Annotated in this window: 15 protein-coding genes; 7 read left to right on the top strand and 8 right to left on the bottom strand. The window is 57.2% G+C overall.

Annotated elements, in window-relative coordinates:
* Positions 1 to 66 precede the first annotated feature (66 nt).
* A complete protein-coding gene (locus tag ACMYSL_RS21035) occupies positions 67 to 1,017 on the bottom strand; it encodes a sugar-binding transcriptional regulator (protein ID WP_182237070.1) in 951 nt (316 codons plus the stop codon).
* 364 nt (positions 1,018 to 1,381) lie between these two features.
* On the opposite strand from ACMYSL_RS21035, the gene ACMYSL_RS21030 reads away from it, so the two are divergent.
* Both ACMYSL_RS21030 and ACMYSL_RS21025 read left to right on the top strand, forming a co-directional pair.
* Positions 1,382 to 2,212 carry a transketolase gene (locus ACMYSL_RS21030; RefSeq protein WP_110273255.1) on the top strand — a complete coding sequence of 277 codons (831 nt, stop codon included), beginning with the start codon at positions 1,382 to 1,384 and terminating at the stop codon, positions 2,210 to 2,212.
* Positions 2,205 to 3,140: a transketolase family protein gene (locus tag ACMYSL_RS21025; RefSeq protein ID WP_434659842.1), complete on the top strand. Its 936-nt coding sequence runs from the start codon at positions 2,205 to 2,207 to the stop codon at positions 3,138 to 3,140. Before ACMYSL_RS21030 ends, ACMYSL_RS21025 begins: the two co-directional genes overlap by 8 nt.
* Positions 3,141 to 3,309: 169 nt before the next feature.
* Here ACMYSL_RS21025 and entD read toward each other — a convergent pair whose 3' ends face one another.
* Positions 3,310 to 3,933 (bottom strand): enterobactin synthase subunit EntD, encoded by a 624-nt coding sequence (gene entD, locus ACMYSL_RS21020; RefSeq protein WP_434659841.1) that lies wholly within the window; start codon positions 3,931 to 3,933, stop codon positions 3,310 to 3,312.
* A 69-nt stretch (positions 3,934 to 4,002) separates the two neighbouring features.
* Positions 4,003 to 6,258, bottom strand: a complete 2,256-nt coding sequence (locus ACMYSL_RS21015; RefSeq protein ID WP_434659840.1) for a TonB-dependent siderophore receptor — start codon at positions 6,256 to 6,258, stop codon at positions 4,003 to 4,005.
* Between the two features lie 416 nt (positions 6,259 to 6,674).
* Between ACMYSL_RS21015 and fes the strand changes: the two genes are divergently transcribed.
* Genes fes through entF form a run of 3 tightly spaced genes read left to right on the top strand, consistent with a single transcriptional unit; the run spans position 6,675 to position 11,997 of the window.
* Positions 6,675 to 7,874: an enterochelin esterase gene (gene fes / locus ACMYSL_RS21010; RefSeq protein WP_434659839.1), complete on the top strand. Its 1,200-nt coding sequence runs from the start codon at positions 6,675 to 6,677 to the stop codon at positions 7,872 to 7,874.
* Positions 7,875 to 7,901: 27 nt separating this feature from the next.
* Entirely contained in the window at positions 7,902 to 8,105 is a 204-nt protein-coding gene (locus ACMYSL_RS21005) for an MbtH family protein (protein WP_434659838.1), read from the top strand.
* Positions 8,106 to 8,115: 10 nt separating this feature from the next.
* Positions 8,116 to 11,997, top strand: a complete 3,882-nt coding sequence (gene entF, locus ACMYSL_RS21000) for an enterobactin non-ribosomal peptide synthetase EntF (RefSeq protein ID WP_434664188.1) — start codon at positions 8,116 to 8,118, stop codon at positions 11,995 to 11,997.
* Between the two features lie 278 nt (positions 11,998 to 12,275).
* On the opposite strand, the gene fepC is transcribed toward entF, so the two are convergent.
* The 3 genes from fepC to fepD are packed head-to-tail and all read right to left on the bottom strand — an operon-like array spanning position 12,276 to position 15,063.
* Positions 12,276 to 13,070, bottom strand: a complete 795-nt coding sequence (fepC, locus tag ACMYSL_RS20995) for an iron-enterobactin ABC transporter ATP-binding protein (protein ID WP_434659837.1) — start codon at positions 13,068 to 13,070, stop codon at positions 12,276 to 12,278.
* Positions 13,067 to 14,059 carry an iron-enterobactin ABC transporter permease gene (gene fepG, locus ACMYSL_RS20990; RefSeq protein ID WP_181483115.1) on the bottom strand — a complete coding sequence of 331 codons (993 nt, stop codon included), beginning with the start codon at positions 14,057 to 14,059 and terminating at the stop codon, positions 13,067 to 13,069. The genes fepC and fepG overlap by 4 nt, the downstream gene beginning before the upstream one ends.
* Complete coding sequence (gene fepD / locus ACMYSL_RS20985; RefSeq protein WP_182237054.1) at positions 14,056 to 15,063, bottom strand: Fe(3+)-siderophore ABC transporter permease; 1,008 nt, start codon at positions 15,061 to 15,063, stop codon at positions 14,056 to 14,058. Before fepD ends, fepG begins: the two co-directional genes overlap by 4 nt.
* A gap of 112 nt (positions 15,064 to 15,175) precedes the next feature.
* On the opposite strand from fepD, the gene entS reads away from it, so the two are divergent.
* The gene (entS, locus tag ACMYSL_RS20980; protein ID WP_434659836.1) at positions 15,176 to 16,417 is read left to right on the top strand and encodes an enterobactin transporter EntS; all 1,242 of its coding nucleotides are present in this window, start codon (positions 15,176 to 15,178) and stop codon (positions 16,415 to 16,417) included.
* A 311-nt stretch (positions 16,418 to 16,728) separates the two neighbouring features.
* On the opposite strand, the gene ACMYSL_RS20975 is transcribed toward entS, so the two are convergent.
* Positions 16,729 to 18,870, bottom strand: a complete 2,142-nt coding sequence (locus ACMYSL_RS20975; protein ID WP_434659835.1) for a glycosyl hydrolase family 18 protein — start codon at positions 18,868 to 18,870, stop codon at positions 16,729 to 16,731.
* A 240-nt stretch (positions 18,871 to 19,110) separates the two neighbouring features.
* The gene (gene fepB / locus ACMYSL_RS20970; RefSeq protein ID WP_434659834.1) at positions 19,111 to 20,070 is read right to left on the bottom strand and encodes a Fe2+-enterobactin ABC transporter substrate-binding protein; all 960 of its coding nucleotides are present in this window, start codon (positions 20,068 to 20,070) and stop codon (positions 19,111 to 19,113) included.
* 188 nt (positions 20,071 to 20,258) lie between these two features.
* Between fepB and entC the strand changes: the two genes are divergently transcribed.
* On the top strand, positions 20,259 to 21,434 hold the full coding sequence (gene entC, locus ACMYSL_RS20965) for an isochorismate synthase EntC (protein ID WP_434659833.1): 1,176 nt from the start codon (positions 20,259 to 20,261) through the stop codon (positions 21,432 to 21,434).
* Position 21,435: the final 1 nt, after the last annotated feature.

The raw sequence follows: 21,435 nt of genomic DNA, 5'->3' as shown, positions 1-21,435 counted from the left end.
TATTTGCATTACCTTTACGCTTCCTGGAAAGCGTAAAGGCTGTGGGAAAGTGTTGGAATGAGGAAGTTAACCCGCGATAAGCAGGCGTGCGGTGGGGTAGTCAGTAATTAACACATCGATATAACCGCCTGATAGCGCACCTTTGATAGCCGCAACCTTATCGCTGCCGCCGGCAAGGGCCACCACGTTGGGGCACTTCTTCACTTTTTCCAGCGCCATGCCGATAACAGGATCTTCATCATCGCGTAACACCGCTTTGCCGTTTTTGTCGTAGTAGTGCAGGCAAATGTCTCCGACCGCGCCGCGTGCAGCCAGCACCTGAAGCATATCTTCGTGATAGTAGTTCCCCGACGTTTTAAGCAGTTGCGAAGGCTCGAGGATGCCAATGCCGACGATGGCAATATCGACTTCGTCAAAGCGGGCAATGACATCGGCGACATCTTTGCTGGCAACGAGACGATTTTTCTCCTCCGTTGAGCCTTCAATGCTTTGGGAAGGAAGCAGCCAGGCATCACAGTTAAGATGATGCGCCAGGGTCTGGGTGAGGATCGTTGCCTGGACATTGCCGTTTGGCCCTACGCCACCCAGCAGTTGAATCACGCCGTTGGCCTTCAGATTTTGCGCGTGAACTTCATCGACCATCGCACGAATGGTCGAACTCCAGGAGGAGACGCCAATCAGGTCTTTTGGGCGTAATCGCGTTTCCAGATAGTGGGCGGCGGCGGAACCAATGGCGCGCTTGATGGTGTGATCGTTCGCGTCCTCTTCGGTATCCACCACGATGGCTTGTTTAATTCCGTAGCGATCCTCGAGACCTTTTTCAAGATTGAGGAAAATATTGGATGGCTGAACAACGCTAATTTTGACCACGCCTTCCTTTTGGCAACGGGTAATCGCTCGGGAGATAAATGACTGAGAAAGCGAGAGAAGTTGAGCGATATCGGACTGCTTTCGTCCTTCAAGATAGTAAAGAGTGGCAATCTTAACTAATAGCCGTTGTTCATCCTGCTTAGCCATATATTTCCCCGAAAATCATTTACGTGCAGCCATTATCTTAGAGCTCATCATCATACGCGAAAAGAAAAGACAGTTAAGTGTGATGGATATCTAACTTTCGCCAATCCTCAAAAACAGCTATGGACAAAAACAGAACAGTGGCTGCATAATTGAATAAAGAATCATTATTGAATATATATTCATGATGATTTCAGGTCAACTGAAAAGTACCCAGGCGCTGTCAGGCCTGGTGGTAAGGAGGCAGAATGTTCCTGAGTATGATGCAGCGGCGTAAGCCTTGCGATGCGTTGCCTGGGGATGTCTGGTTTTTTTAGTCCCTGACGGAATAAATATTCCAAGTTGAAAATAAATTCAGAGGTATTAAATGAATCCCTATAGCTATGATGTCCAGGCACTTGAGCGTAAAGCCCGCGCCGTTCGTCGCCATATCGTCAGATTGAATGCCAACAGCCCTGCGGGTGGGCACACCGGAGCCGACCTGTCTCAGGTTGAACTGATTACCGCGCTCTACTTCCGCATTATGAACGTTGCGCCGGACCGTATTGCTGACGATCAGCGTGATATCTACATCCAGTCGAAAGGCCACGCGGTGGGTTGCTACTACTGCGTATTGGCCGAAGCGGGTTTCTTCCCCGTTGACTGGCTGGATACCTATCAGCATGCCAACTCTCATCTTCCTGGCCACCCTGTACGTCAAAAAACGCCGGGCATCGAACTCAACACCGGCGCGCTGGGCCACGGTTTGCCTGTTGCGGTGGGGCTGGCGCTGGCTGCGAAGAAAAGCAACAGCTCCCGCCGCATCTTTTTAATTACCGGCGATGGCGAACTGGCTGAAGGCAGCAACTGGGAAGCGGCTCTGGCCGCGGCGCACTATGGGCTTGATAACCTCGTCATCATTAATGACAAGAACAACCTCCAGCTGGCTGGGCCGACCCGTGAAATTATGAATACCGATCCGCTGGCCGATAAATGGAAAGCCTTCGGCATGACGGTAACCGAGTGCCAGGGCAACGACATGGCGTCGGTGGTGGCGACACTGGAAGGGCTGAAGCAGGAAGGTAAACCGAACGTTATTATCGCCAACACCACAAAAGGTGCCGGTATTTCCTTTATCCAGGGGCGTCCGGAATGGCACCACCGGGTACCGAAAGGCGAAGAAATTGCACTGGCACTGGAGGAATTGAAAGATGAGTAATGCAGAACACCTGGCGAGCGTGATGGTTGAAGCGTTTATTGATGCAGTTGAAAGCGGTGTTGATCTGGTACCGGTGGTAGCTGACTCAACCTCGACGGCAAAAATCGCCCCGTTTATTAAACAATTCCCTGGCCGCCTGGTTAACGTGGGCATCGCCGAGCAGAGTATGGTCGGCACAGCAGCTGGCCTGGCGCTGGGCGGAAAAGTTGCGGTGACCTGTAACGCCGCGCCGTTCCTGATTTCCCGCGCTAACGAGCAAATTAAAGTCGATGTTTGCTACAACAACACCAACGTTAAGCTATTTGGCCTCAATGCCGGGGCCAGCTACGGCCCGCTGGCGAGTACCCACCACGCGATTGACGATCTGGCGGTGATGCGCGGCTTCGGTAATATCCAGATTTTTGCCCCTTCTTCACCGCGTGAATGTCGGCAGATTATTGATTACGCCATTCGCTATCAGGGGCCGGTTTATATTCGCCTCGATGGCAAGGCGTTGCCGGAGCTGCACGACGAAAATTATCAGTTTGTGCCCGGTGCGGTAGTGACGCTGCGCGAAGGCGAAGATATCGCGCTGGTAGCAACTGGCTCTACGGTGCATGAAATCGTTGATGCGGCGCAGATTCTGGCCGATGCAGGGGTTCAGGCTAAAGTGGTGAGCGTGCCTTCAATCCGCCCTTGCGATACCGCCGCGCTGCTGGCAGCGCTGAAGCCATGCAAAGCGGTGATTACGGTGGAAGAGCATAACGTCAACGGCGGACTGGGTAGCCTGGTGGCGGAAGTGCTGGCGGAAGCGGGCGTCGGTATTAAGCTCAAGCGCCTGGGGATCCCGGATGGTGAGTATGCGGCTGCGGCAGATCGCGGCTGGCTGCGTAAACATCACGGTTTTGATGCGGCCTCTATTGCTGAACTGACGCAGAAGATGCGTTGATTTCAGCTTGTAGAAAAGTGTATGTCTCTGGAATTGCCCGGTGGCGGCTAGCGCCTTACCGGGCCTACAAAGAAAGCGCAACATGCTGATGTCGTGGTGTTTGTAGGCCGGGCAAGGCGTCAGCCGCCGCCCGGCAGAAATACGAGCACGGTGTCTAAAACGGCACCTTTTACGACGTGCAAAGCGTAATAACAAATTCTCCGGCCTTGATCCATTGCAGCCTAAACTCTTTAGCGGATAACCGAAGAAGCAAAATTCCTTCCTTTATATACACCAACTCAAAATCGGTAAAACCTCTTCCGGCTTGTACGTCCACATGGCAGGCCTTAAACGCGCTCTCTTTCGCCGAAAACGCCAGCGTCAGCGCCAGCTCAGGCGGTAAACCACTGTCATCCAGAACTCTTTTTTCCGCTGCGTTGACGATACTGCTTTCCAGATCTGCCGCCAGCGAAGGCGTCATGATCCTTTCGATATCAATGCCGACCGGCTGGGCAGAAACTACCGCCAGCGCGGTCTGTTTGCTGTGGCTGATGCTGCCGTACCACGGGGTGGGCCATAGGGGCTGGCGCTGGTCGCCAATGGCAGGAACGCTTTTCTCTCCCACTTCCTGTAGCGCATAAACCGCCGCAATACGCCCGGCAAGATGTTCGCTCTGCCGCTTGCGGGCACAGTCGGATAGCAGGACGTGATGCGGGAGCCAGAACAGATCTTCAGGCTGAAAGGTCGCCGGGTCGAAATCCACCCGCTGAAGTGAATGATCGGCAAGCTGAATGATTGAGTGTTGGATTTGCATCGTGGAATGTTAGCAGATTCTCCCGTCCGCCCTCTATGAGAAGAGGGCGGAGGAGATCAAGCTGAGCAATCAGAAGTGGGTATTGACGCTCATATACCAGGTACGGCCCGGTTCGTTGTAGGTATACGCACCTGCGCCAGCTATGTAGTTTGCACCTGCAAGATCGCCAGTTGTTTGTGCGTTACCTGCGCGCCACTGACGCTTATCAAAGACATTATCCACGCCGCCGGTCAGGCTGACATTTTTGGTTAGATCCCACGTCGCGCTTAGGCCAACGATGCTATAAGGGCTAACTTCAGCAGTTTCTGGACCAACTGCGGGTTGTCCTTTGTAGTTGTATTTTTTGGGTTGTTGTTTACCGTACCAAGTAAAGGTGGATTGTACTGAAAGGTCATCACGAGCCTGCCAGCTAAGGGTCGAATTCAACGTATACTCTGGAACAATCGATAAGCGATCGCCGGTTGTTTTGTTCTCGCTTTTCAGCATATAGGTGATGTTATTGGTCCAGTTCACCGTTTCACTTACCGGTACGTTTAATGTCCCCTCAAGGCCTTCAACAACGGCTTTTGGCACATTCTCCCATTGATACAGATCGGTTCCACTGTCATTTTTGTCAATGGGAGCATAGCCCGCTTCAATTTTATTCCGGTAATCGTTACGGAACCAAGTAATGCCAGCCAGCCAACCATCACGTTTAAACTCAAGACCGATTTCTTTATTGATGCTGGTTTCGGCCTTCAGATCATCATTACCTTGTAGATAGCAGCCACCGGCACTGGCATAACAGCCTTGGCCCTTACTGTATAAAATATAGTTTGGGTTGGTCTGGTATAGACTTGGTGCTTTATAAGCGCGAGCGATACCCATTTTCAGAGTAAAGTCATCGCCCAGACCTTGAGACAGATTTAGTGACGGGCTCCAGTTATTACCAACGATGCTATGGTGATCGAAGCGCAGCGCCGGAGTTAGCATGGTGCTCTCGGTTACTTCCATATTGTTCTCTGCAAACAGAGAAAAAATTTCTGCTTTTGAGTATGGGCTGCGATTTGTTGAATCTACGCCGGGAATCGTACCGCCAGTATTGTTACCGGTTAGCGGCTGACTATTGGAGCTCAAGTCTTTCATCCGCTGTTGGTTCCATTCAGTTCCAAGCGTCAGATTTTGGTTCACCAAAAGGTCGAAAGGTATGCTGATTTCACTGTGCAGCATAACGTCATCAAGATCGGTATCAACAAAAGATTCGCTGGCTTTTTCATTGAACTTGCCTTCTGTCCCCCCGGCGAGTCCTTCAGGAATTCGCGTGTTACGCGTGTGTTCATATTGTACCCAGTTACTGGTTGTAACTCCGTTATTCCAGCCACCATTCCATGTCAAAGAATAGTTTTGGCGATACATACGATTTGTTTCATCGCCGTATTTGGAGCGAGTATACGCGTCAGAGTTAGTGTTCTGGGTATCTCCCGCGTACAGATTGCCCTGGCGACTATAGCCAGCCTCAAACTCTAGAGACTGCATTGGAGCGAAATCCCAACGGACGGAACCATTGATATCTTTATTAATCACACCTTCTCGCCCAGCAGGGAGTGTAGTGGAATAAGTTCCTGCTCGTGCAGATTGATGCCCTTGGTTGATATCCCATGCGTCGGCTTGGGTTTTATCTAGGTTGCCGTACAACCGGAAGCTGAAATCCCCACCCATCGGCCCATTAAGACTAAAATTGGTTCGTTTGGTGGAACCTTCATCTTTATGTTCTGGTACATTGAAATATGTGTCCCATGAACCGTGCCACTCATCGCCGCCTTTTTTGGTGATGATATTCACGACACCGCCTGCCGCGCCGTTACCGTAGCGTGCGGCAGCCGGGCCGCGCAGGACTTCAATGCGTTCGATCATTTCTGGCGGAACCCAGCCGGTATCGCCGCGGGTATCGCGCTCACCGCGCCAGCCCTGGCGCACGGAGTTGCGGCTGGTGACGGGTTTGCCGTCAATCAGGATCAAAGTGTTTTCCGGGCCCATACCGCGAATATCAATCTGGCGGTTGTTGCCGCGCTGGCCGCTGGTGGAGTTGCCGGTCAGGTTAACGCCCGGCATGGTGCGGATAATTTCAGATACATCGCGCGCAGGCGGACGTTTACGGATTTCATCGGCGGTGATGGTTGAGACGCCCGGAGCCTGAAGGTTCTGTTCGGCGGCGGTAACGACCATGGTTTCGTCAGCGGTTGCGGCTTTGCTATCAGAGGAGGTTTCCGCCGCGCTCAGCGGAAAAGCAGCCCCATAGATTCCCAGATTGACCAGCAAGGCCAGGGATTTGATCCTGTTATTCATTGTAAATCCTGCTTTTCGTCGCCACCTTCCCCAAAAGCCCTTTCCCGTCGGGAGGGGAGGCGGTATCAATGTTGCCAGTAGAGGGCACAGGCACTCCGTCGCTGACTAAGAACCCGGCAGCAGGCTATTTTATTTGCCAGTTTGGACCTGGGCAGTGCTCGTACTCCTCGCGTACTCTATGTACGCTCCGGGTTCTCCGCGCTGTCCGTGTTCAAACTGCCGGCAACAATGACGCCTGCTGTCCTGGCTCTAAATAAGCCATCTCTGACATGTTTAATTTTGAAAGACGCGCTTCCCACAGCGCGCTAATACGCTATTGCAAATGAAAATAGTTATCAATAATATTATCAATAAATATTACGTTTATTGATACGTTTGTTGATAAATGTCACGATAAACATAAGGTTAAAAAAGGAATGCAAAAGACAGGAAGTGACGACTGGTGGCGAAGTATCTCCGGTCCGCAGATTGAGGCCGTTGACGACGCGTATCGGGTGACGTTCTGGTGGCGAGACCCGGCGGGCAGCGAGGCCTCCTCGACGATCCAGCGGGTATGGATTTACATCACCGGCGTCACCGATCATCATAAAAATTCGCTGCCGCAGACGCTGCAACGCGTTCCCGGTACCGATGCCTGGTTCTGGCAAACCACGCTCTCACCCACCTGGCGCGGGAGCTACTGTTTTGTTCCCTCCGAGCGCGATAACGATTTTTCCCCTGAGCTTTTTAACGGCGATAGCCCGGACCGTACGCTGCTGCGTGAAGGCTGGCGCAAACTGCTGCCGCGCGCGATCTCCGACCCGCTCAATCCGCAAAGCTGGAAGGGCGGCCGCGGTCATGCGGTGTCTGCGCTGGAGCTGCCTGAAGCCCCGGAACAACCGGGCTGGGCGCTGCGCGATGAACCTTATCAGCCGCCGGTCTGCATTGAGTGGCAGAGCCAGCGCCTGGGCAATACGCGACGGATCTGGGTTTACGCTACCGGTGATGCGAATCCGCAAGAGCGCCCTCTGGCGATTCTGCTTGATGGCCAGTTCTGGGCCGAAAGCATGCCGATATGGTCACCGCTGGCGGGGTTAACCCGCGAAAAGCGGCTCCCGCAGGCGGTTTATCTGCTGATTGACGTGATTGATAACCAGCATCGCGGCGAAGAGCTTCCCTGCAATGAAGCGTTCTGGCTGGCGGTTCAGGAAGAGCTGCTGCCGTTAGTTCGTCATATGGCCCCTTTCAGCGATCGCGCTGACCGAACCGTGGTGGCAGGCCAGAGCTTTGGTGGCCTGGCTTCAATGTTCGCTGCGCTCTACTGGCCGCAGCGCTTTGGCTGCGTGCTTAGCCAGTCAGGTTCCTACTGGTGGCCGCATCGCGGTGGGGTGCAGACGGGACTGCTGATTGACCGCCTAAGCCGCGGCGAGTTACACCCGCAAGGGCTGCGAATCTGGCTGGAAGCCGGTATTCGCGAGCCGATTATTTTTCGCGCGAACCAGGCGCTTCTCGCGCATCTGGAACAGCAGACGATTTTCTGGCGTCAGGTTGACGGCGGGCATGATGCGCTTTGCTGGCGCGGCGGGCTGACGGCGGGGTTAATCCAGCTGTGGCAGCCTTTATGCCGCGAAGAGTAGCAAAGTGCGCTTTACGAGGAATTTGAAATGCAATTCAGTAACCCCTTCGACAATCCGCAAGGGCAGTTTTACATTCTGCGCAATGATTTACAGCAGTTCAGCCTGTGGCCACACCACTGCTCGCTGCCGGAAGGCTGGGCGGTGGAGTGCCAGCCGCAGTCGCTAGAAGCGTGCAACGCCTGGCTGGCGGCGAACTGGTCAACCCTCACCCCCGCGCACCACGCGTCCTAAGGAGCTGATGATGACCACTCGTTTACCGCTGGTTGCGGCACAGCCGGGGATCTGGATGGCAGAGCGCCTCTCGACGCTGCCCGGTGCCTGGAGCGTCGCCCACTATGTAGAACTGCGCGGTGAGATCGACCCGGTTCTGCTCGGACGGGCGATTGTTACCGGACTGTCGCAGGCCGATACCCTCCGCATGCGTTTTTGTGAAGATAACGGCGAAGCCTGGCAGTGGGTCGATGAAACTCATGTGTTTGCCGAACCGGATTATCAGGATCTGCGCGCCGCGAGCGACCCGCACGCCGCCGCGCTGGCGCTGATGCAGGCCGACCTCGGGCAGAATCTGCGCGTAGACGGCGGCAATCCGCTGGTCTGCCATCAGCTGTTACGGGTAGGAGATAATCGCTGGTACTGGTATCAGCGTTATCACCATTTGCTGGTCGATGGCTTCAGTTTCCCGGCGATTACTCGCCAGATCGCTGCAATTTATCGCGCCTGGCAGCGGGGTGAAGAAACGCCTGATTCGCCGTTTACTCCCTTTGCGGAAGTCGTGGAAGAGTATCAACGCTACTACGGTAGCGACGCCTGGCAGCGTGACAAACAGTTCTGGCAGGCGCAGCGTAAAGCGCTACCGTCTCCGGCTTCGCTGTCTGCCGCGCCGCTGGCGGGAAGGGCGAGCGGCACCGATATCTGGCGCATGAAGCTGGAGGTCGATGCTGGCGTCTTTAGCCGTCTGGCAGCGAGTGCTCCGCAGTGTCAGCGTGCGGATCTGGCGCTAGCGCTGACCACCCTGTGGTTGGGGCGACTGTGCAGCCGAATGGATTACGCGGCGGGCTTTATCTTTATGCGCCGCATGGGGTCGGCGGCGCTAACCGCAACTGGACCGGTACTGAACGTCCTGCCGCTGGCGGTCAATATTGACGCGCAGGAAACGCTGCCCGAGCTGGCAACGCGCCTTGCCGGGCAGCTGAAAAAAATGCGCCGCCACCAGCGCTATGACGCCGAGCAGATCGTCCGCGACAGCGGCAAGGCGGCGGGTGATGAGCCGCTATTTGGCCCGGTGCTCAATATAAAAGTTTTCGATTATCAGCTGGATATCGACGGCGTGCAGGCGATAACCCACACTCTGGCGACCGGCCCGGTCAATGACCTTGAGCTGGCGCTGTTCCCGGACGAAGCGGGCGGTCTGTCGCTGGAGATTCTGGCCAATAAACAGCGTTACGATGAACAGACGCTGCGCGGGCATATCGCCCGGCTCTCCGCGCTGCTGACGCAGTTTGCTGACCATCCGGGCCTGCGCTGCGGCGACGCGAATATGCTATCGGCGGCGGAAATAACGCAACTGGAGCAGGTTAACAATACCGGCATTGCTCTGCCTTCCACCACGCTGAGCGCGCTGGTGGCGGAGCAGGCAGCGAAAACCCCGGATGCCCCGGCGCTGGTGGATGCCAACTGGCAGTTTAGCTACAAAGAGATGCGCCAGCAGGTGGTGGCGCTGGCGGAATTGCTGCGCGCACGCGGGGTTAAACCGGGCGATAGCGTGGCGGTGGCGCTGCCGCGTTCGGTGTTCCTGACCCTGGCGCTGCACGGCATTGTCGAAGCCGGGGCCGCATGGTTGCCTCTGGATACCGGTTATCCTGACGATCGTCTGCGAATGATGCTGGAAGATGCGCGTCCATCGCTACTGATTACTTCTGAGGATCAGTTGGCGCGCTTTAGCGATATCCCCAACCTGGAAAGTCTCTGTTACCAGCAGCCGCTGGAAGCGAGTGACGCTGCACCGCTGGCCATATCTCAGCCTGACCATACCGCTTATATCATCTTTACCTCCGGCTCTACCGGACGTCCTAAAGGGGTGATGGTCGGGCAAACCGCCATCGTCAACCGCTTGCTGTGGATGCAGAACCACTATCCGCTCTGTGCTGACGACGTAGTGGCGCAGAAAACGCCGTGCAGTTTTGATGTCTCGGTATGGGAGTTCTGGTGGCCGTTTATTGCCGGTGCGCAGTTGGTGATGGCCGAGCCTGAGGCCCATCGCGACCCGCTGGCGATGCAGCAGTTCTTCGCCCGCTACGGCGTGACCACGACCCACTTTGTGCCGTCGATGCTGGCGGCGTTTGTTGCTTCGTTGGATGCGCAAAATGTCGCCTCCTGTCAAACCCTGCGGCGGGTATTCTGCAGCGGTGAAGCGCTGCCGACGGCGCTGTGCCGGGAGTGGGAATCGCTGACCGGCGCGCCATTGCATAATCTGTACGGCCCGACGGAAGCGGCAGTGGACGTCAGTTGGTATCCGGCCTGCGGGCCTGAACTGGCGGCGGTCACCGGCACCAGCGTGCCGATTGGCTGGCCGGTATGGAATACCGGTTTGCGTATTCTGGATGCGTCGATACGCCCGGTACCGCCGGGCGTGGCGGGAGATCTCTACCTGACCGGCATTCAGCTGGCGCAGGGCTACCTGGGGCGTCCTGATTTAACCGCCAGCCGCTTTATTGCCGACCCTTACGCACCGGGCGAGCGCATGTATCGCACTGGCGACGTTGCCCGTTGGCAGGATTTCGGCGCGGTGGAGTATCTCGGGCGCAGCGACGATCAGCTGAAAATTCGCGGTCAGCGTATTGAGCTGGGCGAAATCGATCGCGTGATGTCGGAGTTGCCGGACGTCGCGCAGGCGGTGACTCATGCCTGCGTCTTCAACCAGGCGGCAGCCACTGGCGGTGATGCTCGTCAGCTGGTGGGCTATCTGGTTTCTGAATCTGGTCTGCCGCTGGATACCGCAGCGCTCAAAGCGCGGCTGGGGGAACAGCTGCCACCGCATATGATGCCGGTTGTGCTGATTCAATTACCGGAGCTGCCGCTGAGCGCCAACGGCAAGCTGGATCGCAAAGCGCTGCCGCTGCCGACGCTAAGCCGCGAGCGCAGCGGTCGTCCGCCGAAGCCGGGGATTGAAAGCACCGTGGCAACGGCGTTCAGTCAGCTGCTGGGTTGCGAAGTAAACGATATTGAAGCTGATTTCTTCGCTTTAGGTGGTCATTCGCTGCTGGCAATGCGCCTGGCGGCGCTGCTGAGCCGCGAGCTGGAACGTCAGGTGACGCCGGGGCAGGTGATGGTCGCCTCGACCGTTGGCAAGCTGAGCGCGCTGCTGGCTTCGGATCTCAGCGATGAGCAGGTGCAGCGCCTGGGCTTCGACACGATACTGCCGCTGCGAGCGAGCGATGGCCCGACGCTGTTCTGCTTCCATCCTGCTTCTGGTTTTGCCTGGCAGTTCAGCGTGCTGGCGCGTTATTTAAGTCCGCGCTGGTCTATCACCGGCATTCAGTCGCCGCGACCGCAGGGACCAATGGCGACGGCGGCGGATCTGGATGCGGTCTGCGAGCATCATCTGCAAACCTTGCTTAAGCAGCAACCGCACGGCCCTTATTACCTGTTCGGTTATTCGCTCGGCGGCACGCTGGCGCAGGGCATTGCCGCCCGTTTACGTCAGCGCGGCGAAGCGGTGGCGTTCCTCGGGCTGCTGGACACCTGGCCGCCGGAAACGCAGAACTGGGCGGAGAAAGAGGCTAACGGTCTGGATCCTGAGGTGCTGGCGGAGATCGAACGGGAACGTGAGGCGTTTCTTGCCGCTCAGCAGGGGCAGGCTTCCGGCGAGCTATTCAGCGTTATCGAAGGCAACTATGCCGATGCAGTACGCTTGCTGACTACCGCCCACAGCGCGAAGTTTGACGGTAAAGCGACGCTATTCGTGGCGGAGAGAACCCGTCAGGCGGGGATGGAGCCGCAGGTGGTCTGGGGGCCATGGGTTGGTGAGCTGGAGGTCTTTAGCCAGGATTGCGCCCATGTGGATATTATCTCTCCACAGGCCTTTGAGGCGATCGGCCCGGTAGTCAGGGAGATTTTGGGGTAATTGAACGCCGGGTAGCCCTCACCCTAACCCTCTCCCACAGGGAGAGGGGACCGATCGGCAGGGCGCGGGCGGTGGCTTTCTACCTTCGAATTGTCGTTGGGGGCCAATGTCAAAAATGAGCGCGGGTTTTCTCCCTCTCCCTGTGGGAGAGGGGACAGATCGGCAGGGCGCGGGCGGTGGCTTTCCACCTGCGAATTGTGGTTGGGGACCAATGTCAAAAATGAGCGCTGGTTTTCTCCCTCTCCCTGTGGGAGAGGGGCGGGGTGAGGGGAAAGGAACTACCGACGTCCTAACGGCACCACCAGCGGCGTATGCGCCACCGGATCTTCAATGATCGTACAGCGCAGGCCGTAAATCTTCTCGATCAGCTCCGCGTTAACAATCTCTTTCGGCGCGCCTTCCGCGACGATTTTGCCATCGCGCAGGGCAATCAAATGGGTGGCATAGCGGCAGGCCTGGTTCAGGTCATGCAGCACCGCCGCCAGCGTATATCCCTTCTCCCGATTTAGCTCGCTTAGCAGTTCCAGCAGATCGATCTGATGGCTGATGTCGAGCCAGGTGGTCGGCTCGTCGAGCAGCATTATTGCCGTCTCCTGAGCCAGCACCATGGCAATCCACGCCCGCTGACGCTGGCCGCCTGAGAGCGTATCGACGCTTTGCAGCGCCAGGTCGGTGATCCCGGTGGCTTTCATCGCCTTGCTGACCGCCTCTTCATCCTCTTTGCGCCAACGAGTAAACATCGGTTGGTGCGGATAGCGCCCACGAGCCACCAGCTCCTGAACGGTGATATCGCCCGGCGTGGTGGCGTTTTGCGCCAGCAGGCCAATGCGTTTTGCCACCTCTTTACTGGCGTAATGCTGGATCTGCTCACCATCGAGCCAGACATGACCGCTGGTCGGCGTCATCAGACGACTAAGGGTGCGCAGTAGCGTCGATTTACCGCAGCCGTTAGGGCCAATAATGGCGGTAAAATGTCCATCGGGAATGGTCACGTTCAGCGATTCGGCGATGGTCTTTTTGCCGTACGCCAGGGTCAACTGGTCGCCGCGCAAACGGGAAGTTACAGCGGTCATTTTTTGCGGGACTCCTGAATTAACAACGCAATGAGGTAGATACCGCCGAGGCTGACGGTCACCACGCCCACCGGTAACTGATAAGGCATAAACAGGCGCTGCGCGCAGTAGTCAGAGAGTGCCAGCACCAGCGCGCCGCACAGTGCGGATTGAGTCAGGCCCCAGCGAGCGGTACCGCTAAGGCGGCGCGCGATATGCGGTGCCACCAGGGCGATAAATGAAATTGGCCCGGCAAGCGCGGTGGCGGCGGCGGTAAGTACCACCCCGACCAGCATCATCAGCAGGCGCGAACGCTCAACCCGCACGCCCAACGCGCAGGCGGTATCGTCGCCCATCTCCAGCAGCCGCATGCGTCGCGCCAGCAGCGCGGCAAAAACCAGCATCAGCAGAATCAGCGGCGCGGAGGGCCAGGTTTTGCCCCAGGTCAGGCCGTTAAGGGAACCGGCATACCATAACCCGGCTGAGAGCGCGGTTTCCAGCGAGGCGCGCAGCAGCAGCCAGGTGTTAAACGCCACCAGCATGGCGCGGATGCCGATGCCGATAATAATCAGGCGAAAGGTCTCAATGCCGTTGCGCCAGGCCAGCAGCCAGACCACCAGCGCGGTGAGGATGCCGCCAGCCATTGCCGCCATGGCGATGGCTGCCAGGTTCTGGCCGAACATAACCATCGCCACCAGCACGCCGCTCCAGGCACCGGTGTTAAAGCCCATGACGTCCGGGCTGCCCAGCGGGTTGCGGGTCAGCGACTGGAAAATCGCCCCGCTGACGCCGAGCGCGGCACCGATCAGCAGCGCCATCAGCACGCGCGGCAGACGCCATTCGGTCACCACCATGGTGACGTTGCGCGGCGCATCGCCAATCAGCGCGGAGATAACTTGCTCAACGCTTAACGGTACCAGGCCGGTGCCAAGCCCCCACAGGGAGACCAGCACGCTGGCGATCACCAGCAGCAGGCAGCTAAAAATCAGGCGGCGAGAAGGGGCAATCACATTCCACCTCCGCGCGGCTGGCGGCGCACCAGCCAGATCAGAACCGGCGCGCCGATAAAGGCGCTGACCACCGATACACGAAGCTCGCCGGGAACCAGCAGGCGGCCAAGCACATCGGCAAACAAGAGCAGGGCAGGAGTGGCCAGCAGGGTGACCGGCAGCGACCAGCGATGATCGGCTCCCACCAGCCAGCGGGCCATATGCGGCATCATCAGGCCGATAAAGGCAATTGGCCCGACGACTGCCGTGGCGCTACCGCACAGGACGGTAATCGCCAGCAGCCCAATCAGTTGAGTACGCGCGACCCGGCTGCCGAGCGCGGTCGCCGTATCGTTGCCGAGACTGAGGCTATTGAGCGCCCGGCTGAGCAGCAGCGAAACGAGACCGGCAATCAACACCGGGATCAGGACGATTTTCAGGGTTTGCAGCGTGCGCACGTCCAGTGAACCCGCTTGCCAGAAGCGCAGTTGATCGTAGACGTCGGGGTTAAGCAGGGCGATACCGCTGGAAAGGCCTTCGAGCACCGCCGCCAGAGCCACACCCGCGAGGGTCAGGCGCACCGGGCTAAGCTGACCGCCGCCCTGGCTGCCGGTAAAGGCCACCAATAACGATGCGCCGAACGCGCCGCAAAAGGCCATCAGCAGTTGTTCCTGTGGCGAAGAGATACCAAACAGCGCCGCGCCGAGCACGATAGCAAAGCTGGCGCCGGAGTTGACGCCGAGGATCCCCGGGTCGGCCAGCGGGTTGCGGGTCAGGGTTTGCATCAGCGCCCCGGCGAGGCCCAGCGCGGCGCCCGCCAGCAGTCCGGCGAGGGTTCGCGGCAGTCGGGCATCAAGGACGATGGTGCAATCGGCGCTTTGGCAGGTACCGGTAAAAGCATCGACGACGACGCTAAACGGCAGGGGTTTCGCGCCAATCAACAGGCTGAGCGCAACGGCGATGGTTAAAACGATCAAAAGACCCGGCACGGCAAAGGCGCGCGCCGTGGTCATGGAAGACGACATGGCTTACATCCCTGACATGATAATGATAGTAATTATCGTTATCGATTCTATTCGGTTATGTTAGCATGTGCACCCATAAAAATGGTATGGAAAATAATAACAAGGCGCTGTCATGAACCGACAATCCCGGCTGCTGAATCTCAGCCTGCTGAAAACTCATCCGGCCTTTCGCGCCGTCTTTATCGCCCGCTTTATCTCAATTCTGTCGCTTGGCCTGCTGGGCGTGGCGATCCCGGTACAGATCCAGATGATGACCCACTCGACCTGGCAAGTGGGGTTGTCGGTCACCTTAACCGGCGCTTCGATGTTTGTTGGCCTGATGGTGGGCGGCGTGCTGGCCGACCGCTATGAGCGCAAGCGCTTGATTCTGCTGGCGCGCGGTACCTGCGGGATCGGCTTCGTCGGCCTGTGCCTGAACGCCATGCTGCCGGAGCCGTCGCTAATTGCTATCTATCTGCTGGGGATCTGGGACGGCCTGTTTGCCTCCATTGGCGTGACTGCGCTGCTGGCGGCGACTCCGGCGCTGGTCGGGCGGGAAAACCTGATGCAGGCGGGGGCGATCACCATGTTGACGGTGCGTCTGGGTTCGGTGATTTCGCCGATGATCGGTAGCCTGCTGCTGGCCACCGGCGGGGTAGCCTGGAACTACGGTCTGGCGGCGGCCGGGACCTTTATTACCACTCTGACGCTGCTGCGTTTACCGCAGTTAGCGCCGCCTCCGCAGCCGCGTGAACATCCGCTGAAATCGCTGCTGGCGGGAGTGAAATTCCTGTTTAACAGCCCGCTTATCGGCGGCATCGCGCTGCTCGGCGGTTTGCTGACGATGGCGAGCGCGGTTCGTGTGCTCTATCCGGCGCTGGCCGGAAGCTGGCAGATGTCGACATCGCAGATTGGCCTGCTGTACGCCGCGATCCCTCTGGGTGCGGCGCTGGGGGCGTTGACCAGTGGGCAGCTGGCGCAGACGGCGAAGCCCGGGGCGCTAATGCTGGCGTCTACCGTGGGGTCGTTTGTGGCGATTGCGTTATTCAGTCTGATGCCGATGTGGGAACTTGGCGCGCTGTGCCTGGCGGTGTTTGGCTGGCTGAGCGCGATAAGCTCGCTGCTGCAATATACGTTGATTCAGAGCCAAACTCCGGAAAATATGCTCGGACGCATCAACGGCTTGTGGACGGCGCAGAACGTGACCGGCGATGCGATTGGCGCGGCTCTGCTCGGCGGTCTGGGTGCGATTCTGACGCCAGTGGCTTCGGCAAGCGCTAGCGGCTGGGCGCTGGTGATTGTTGGGGTGATCCTGGTTGGATTGTTGCGTGAGCTGCGCCGCTTTCAGCGACCGGAGATGGTCAGCGAAAGTTAAATACGCTGGGCTTTCCCGGAGGCGGCGCGTTGCGCCTGTCCGGGCTACCAAACCTGCAGGTGGCGGCGAACCCGTAGCCCGGTCAGCGCAGCGCCACCGGGACGAAGCCGCGCTGATGCATGAGGTCCGGCACATTTCCCGGAGGCGGTGCGTTGCACCTGTCCGGGCTACCTGAGCGGCAGACGGTGGTGAATCCGTAGTCCGGTCAGCGCAGCGCCATCGGGAAAAATAACCGAGAGGCGAGAATAGCAATAATAAAAAGCCCCGGATGGCTCCGGGGCTTGTTATCACTCGTCAGTGAGGGTTAACGCTTAGTACGCGCCAAGGTCGGTCCAGACGGCGAACTGGCCGCAGTTCAGGTCCGGCTGGTTGCCCTGAGACCACCATTTCACCTGGTAGTTATGACCTTTCCAGCTTACGATTTCGAAAGTACCCCAGTTTCCGCCATAAACAGTGCTTGAGCTCCAGGTTGGGTAAGGTGCAGTCTCATCCGCTGGAACAACATCATCTTCCTGCTGAGATTCGTCATCGGCATCATTCTGATCGTCCGCAGGCTCATCATCGAACTCTTCTTCGGACTCGTCTTCGTCTTTGTCCGTCTGGGAAGCGGCAACCACAGAGAGCACAAAGCGCTGCTGTGTTGACGGCTCGCCCCAGGTATCGCGAACGAACAGAGTGAAGGTGAACTCAGTATCCACGGTCACTTCCGGAACATTGAACTCGATAGTCGCAGTGGTTTTGTCCGCCAGATCGATAGCCGCAGGCACGCCCCAGCTGTAGGTCAGGTCGTCTTGATCTTCATCAGACGATTTTTCGCCGGAAAGACGAACGCGGGAGCCGCCAACTACCATCAGCTCAATAGCCGCTTTTGGCGCATGGTTTACTGACGGTTCGATCTGCTCTTCATCTTGATCCTGTTCCTGCTCTTCTTGCTCTTCTTCATCAGTCGGTTCAACGTTGATACCTTCGAAGTAGAACGGCGCCATATCAACGACTTTAGAAGAGATCTCGTAGCCCAGACCTTCACGCGCGGCGTTAACCAGCACGCCGTTGTCCTGATCGATAGTCCAGGTGAACATCGCGCCCAGGCCCAGGCTCGCTACGTATTCGCCTTTGGCTTTCACTGAACGCGGGGTGTCCAGAGACATAAACAGTTTGGTTTCCGGATTGTACAGGTAGTCAGCGTCGGCAACCTTGTCGGTGTAAACGTTAAAACCGTTACGGCCTTTCTGGTTTTCCAGATCCAGGTAGTTATAAATCACGTCATACCATTCGGTCGTGCCGGATTCGAAAGTACCCACGGTGGTACCGGTGCCTGCATCATAGGTGCCTTTCAGCGGAGACAGGGATTCCAGTTCGGCGTTGCGGCCGTTACGGGTGTAGCCTGCATAACCAACGTTGATACGGTCAGCCGGGAAGCCTTCGGACAACAGGTGATCAACGATGGTGTTCACTGCCCAGCCGCCTTCTTCCAGCGCTTTCAGGTTAGTGTGGTGCGCAACGGTCTCAGCCCACGGGGTGCCGAAGAAGTCATAGGTCATCAGGTTGATGCCGTACAGACCGGCATTCAGCAGCGCTTTGACGTTAGAGTAATCGAACGTTTTAACCACAGCGGAGCTGGCGATAGAGATTTTTACGTTGCTCAGGCCTGCGGAATCCAGTTGCTTACGTAGCTCGCCAATCAGCAGGGCATAGTTTTCACCATCTTCCGGACCGCACGGGTTACCCGCGCCTTCATGGTTCGGGTATTCCCAGTCGATATCCACTTCGCTGAACATCGGGAACTGTTTGAACAGTTTCACCACGCCTTTGGCGAAGACTTTACGGGATGAATCAGAAGCAGCGGTTTCGTGGAAACCGTTACTCATGGTCCAGCCGCCGATGCTCATGGACAGCGCCAGTTCGTGGCCCTGAGCTTTTGCTTTGGTTTGCAGGTCACGCAGGCCGCCGAGCAGGCCTTTGGTGTTCGACTGAGTGACGGTTTTCGGATCGACGTCCCAACCGCTGACATCGTGTCCGACGTTAACGTAGGACTGGAAATCGCCCCACGGGTCGAGGAAGGTCGGCTCATATTGCACTTTACCGCACGACTCTGCGCCTTCGGCAACCACGTCACGCCATAGACCGTCCACTTTATGGAATCCGGTCACGCCGACAAAACCGACAATGATTTTGTCATAGGCTGTCGGGGAAACGTTGGTCAGATCGTAGCCGCGACCGCGGTTATCTTTTGAATCCCCACCCTGCAGACGGCCATCGTACTGAGACCAGTCGGTGTAGTAACCGAAGACTTTTGGTTTAGTGGTAGAGGACTTGTATTGGTTATAAACCGGTTTTGTGACGCGGGCAGAGGTATAGCTATAGTTGCTCACTTCGGTTGCCGGGTTAAAACCATCAGCTGCGTTGCTGGTTTCAGTAAGGGTATCGCCTTTAATCAATTTGCTGGTTGCCACGTTAATTTCCTTTTGCTGTGAATGCTCACCGTGAGTGGTGTGGAGCAGATAATCGGCTAACGGGCTGCCCAGGGCTAATCACAAAACAACACAAAAAACGATGATATTTCGGCTGAGGAAAGAGTGATGGCGATGAGGTGTTTGGGCTGGATATAAATAAGAAAGTGTTTTTATAACAAAGAGATGATGTTGGAAATGATGTCTGATGATATCCCGGCGGCATGCGCCGGGACGATGATGTTAACCAAAGAGCGTTGATAACCGTTGCAGCACCAGCAGGGCGCTGTAGTAATCAAGGCGGAAGGTTTCGGTCCCCAGCGGATAAACGCGTTTGCCTTCGACCGCAGGCAGATGCGACAGCAGCGGGTTGGCGTAAATCGCATCGGCGTCTTTTTGGTCACCGGCGAACAGGAACAGGCTCTGGCCGTTAAGCCCGGCGGCTAAATTCTCCCCACCCAACTGCACAATATCATGGCGTTTCCCCTGGCTCTGGCTGGCGTGTAGCCCGGTGGGCAGGTCGGCAAGAGTAAAGCCCAACTGTTCGAGCATCTGTCCCTGAGCGGATTCTTTGGTCCAGATATTGGCGCTGTGGGCCGCTGCGGTGTAGACCAGCGCGGTGACCGGCTGCGGCGGTAGCTTCATCTTTTCTTTCAGCGCCACCAGCTGTTTATCAAATTCAGCAATTCTCCCGGCGGCCTGTTTTTCATGGCCGGTGATATTCCCCAGTTGGGTCAGCAGCGCCTGCCAGCTTTTATCATCGTAGTTAATGATGAGCGTCGGGGCGATGGTGGAAAGCTGATCGTAGAGCGTCATTGCCGAATCACCGCCGGTGGCGCTAATCAGTATCAGGTCCGGCATCTGGGCTGCAACGGCTTCGGCGCTCGGCTCGCCAATATAAAGTCGCGACAATTTGCGTTCTTTCGCCACATCGCTCCACTGACGCAGAAAACCCTGACTATCGGCGACGCGGTTATTGGGCGTGGTGGCCCCGCTGGCGACGACTGGCGCGTCAATTGCCAGTAGCGAGCCGGTTAGCGTTACGCTGGTGGAGACAATGCGCAGCGGCTGGCTTTCCAGCGTATGCGTTCCGCGGCTGTCGGTAATCTGGCGCGGCCAGTCTGCCGCCAGCGCTGAGCTAATTCCTAAAATCGCCAGACCGCTGGCGAAGAGAGTACGGCGGCAAAAAGTGGAGAAATTCACGTATTCGCATCCTGATTAAGTTGTGATAAATGCTTCTCATTTTCAGCTTTGCGCCGCGTGGATGCAAGTCTAAGTAGCACAACATGCTACCTGTACGGTTGACATGTAGAGCAATACCTTTTAGGTTAGCCAACCAAAATATAAATGATAATTATTCGTAATATCTTTATCGTTTTTTGGAGGATGATATGGAAACGTCTTTGGCTGAGGATGTTCGGGAGAAAAAAATGACCCTGTCGCCGGAAAGCTTCTTCTTTATGTCGCCGTACCGCAGTTTCAGAACGTCTGGCTGCTTTAGCCGCTTTTCGCATCCCGCCGCCGATGGCGACAATCTGGCCGGTGAGTTCCAGAGCAAGATGGCGGCTGCGTTTAAAGAGGCGCGTGCTGCGGGGATTGCAAAGCCAGTGATGGTTGGCGCTATCCCGTTTGATACCAACGAGCCGTCCGAGCTGTTCATCCCTGAGCGCTGGGAAGACTTTTCTCGCACCGAAAAACAGCAGTCCGCGCGTTATGCATCAAGCCAGACGCCAATGGACGTGGTGCAGCGTCGGGAAATTCCCGAGCAGGACACCTTTATGGCGATGGTTGAGCGCGCAGCGGCCCTGACCGCGACGCCGGAAGTGGACAAAGTTGTCTTGTCGCGCCTGATTGATATCACCACTCGCGAACGGGTTGATAGCGGGGCGCTGCTTGAGCGCCTGATCGCCCAGAACCCGGCCAGCTTTAACTTTCACGTGCCGTTATCAGACGGCGGCGTGCTGCTGGGCGCCAGCCCGGAACTGCTGCTGCGTAAAGAAGGGGCGCATTTTAGCTCGGTGCCGCTGGCCGGTTCGGCCCGCCGTCAGCCGGACGATGTGCTGGATCGCGAAGCGGGGCATAAGCTGCTGGCGTCGGCAAAAGACCGTCATGAGCACGACCTGGTGACTCAGGCGATGAAAGCCGTATTAACGCCGCGCAGCAGCGAACTCTCTCTGCCGGACTTCCCGCAACTGACCACTACGCCAACCCTGTGGCATCTGGCGACGCAGATTCAGGGGACCGCGCTGGCAAAAGAAAACGCCATGTCGCTCGCCTGCCTGCTGCACCCGACGCCAGCGCTGAGCGGTTTCCCGCATCAGGTGGCGAAACGCCTGATTAACGAACTGGAGCCGTTTGATCGCCAACTGTTTGGCGGCATTGTCGGCTGGTGCGATGACGAAGGTAACGGCGAGTGGGTGGTGACGATTCGCTGCGCCCGTCTGCATCAGCACACGTTGCGCCTGTTTGCTGGCGCAGGCATCGTCCCGGCCTCTTCGCCGCTGGGCGAGTGGCGCGAAACCGGCGTCAAATTGACTACCATGCTGAACGTATTCGGCTTGCAATAAG

It is taken from the genome of Klebsiella sp. MISC125 (assembly GCF_051131775.1).
Lineage (GTDB): Bacteria > Pseudomonadota > Gammaproteobacteria > Enterobacterales > Enterobacteriaceae > Klebsiella.
Note: the sequence above shows the minus strand (reverse complement) of the source record. Positions and strands in the feature narration are given on the sequence as shown.

What these genes read in the sequence shown, in the direction of transcription:
- fes (WP_434659839.1), top strand. Translation starts at nt 6,675, where the DNA reads ATGCAAAAGACAGGAAGTGACGACTGGTGGCGAAGTATCTCCGGTCCG.
- ACMYSL_RS21005 (WP_434659838.1), top strand. Translation starts at nt 7,902, where the DNA reads ATGCAATTCAGTAACCCCTTCGACAATCCGCAAGGGCAGTTTTACATT.
- ACMYSL_RS21035 (WP_182237070.1), bottom strand. Translation starts at nt 1,017, where the DNA reads ATGGCTAAGCAGGATGAACAACGGCTATTAGTTAAGATTGCCACTCTT.
- entF (WP_434664188.1), top strand. Translation starts at nt 8,116, where the DNA reads ATGACCACTCGTTTACCGCTGGTTGCGGCACAGCCGGGGATCTGGATG.
- entC (WP_434659833.1), top strand. Translation starts at nt 20,259, where the DNA reads ATGGAAACGTCTTTGGCTGAGGATGTTCGGGAGAAAAAAATGACCCTG.
- entD (WP_434659841.1), bottom strand. Translation starts at nt 3,933, where the DNA reads ATGCAAATCCAACACTCAATCATTCAGCTTGCCGATCATTCACTTCAG.
- ACMYSL_RS21025 (WP_434659842.1), top strand. Translation starts at nt 2,205, where the DNA reads ATGAGTAATGCAGAACACCTGGCGAGCGTGATGGTTGAAGCGTTTATT.
- fepC (WP_434659837.1), bottom strand. Translation starts at nt 13,070, where the DNA reads ATGACCGCTGTAACTTCCCGTTTGCGCGGCGACCAGTTGACCCTGGCG.
- ACMYSL_RS21015 (WP_434659840.1), bottom strand. Translation starts at nt 6,258, where the DNA reads ATGAATAACAGGATCAAATCCCTGGCCTTGCTGGTCAATCTGGGAATC.
- fepD (WP_182237054.1), bottom strand. Translation starts at nt 15,063, where the DNA reads ATGTCGTCTTCCATGACCACGGCGCGCGCCTTTGCCGTGCCGGGTCTT.
- entS (WP_434659836.1), top strand. Translation starts at nt 15,176, where the DNA reads ATGAACCGACAATCCCGGCTGCTGAATCTCAGCCTGCTGAAAACTCAT.
- ACMYSL_RS21030 (WP_110273255.1), top strand. Translation starts at nt 1,382, where the DNA reads ATGAATCCCTATAGCTATGATGTCCAGGCACTTGAGCGTAAAGCCCGC.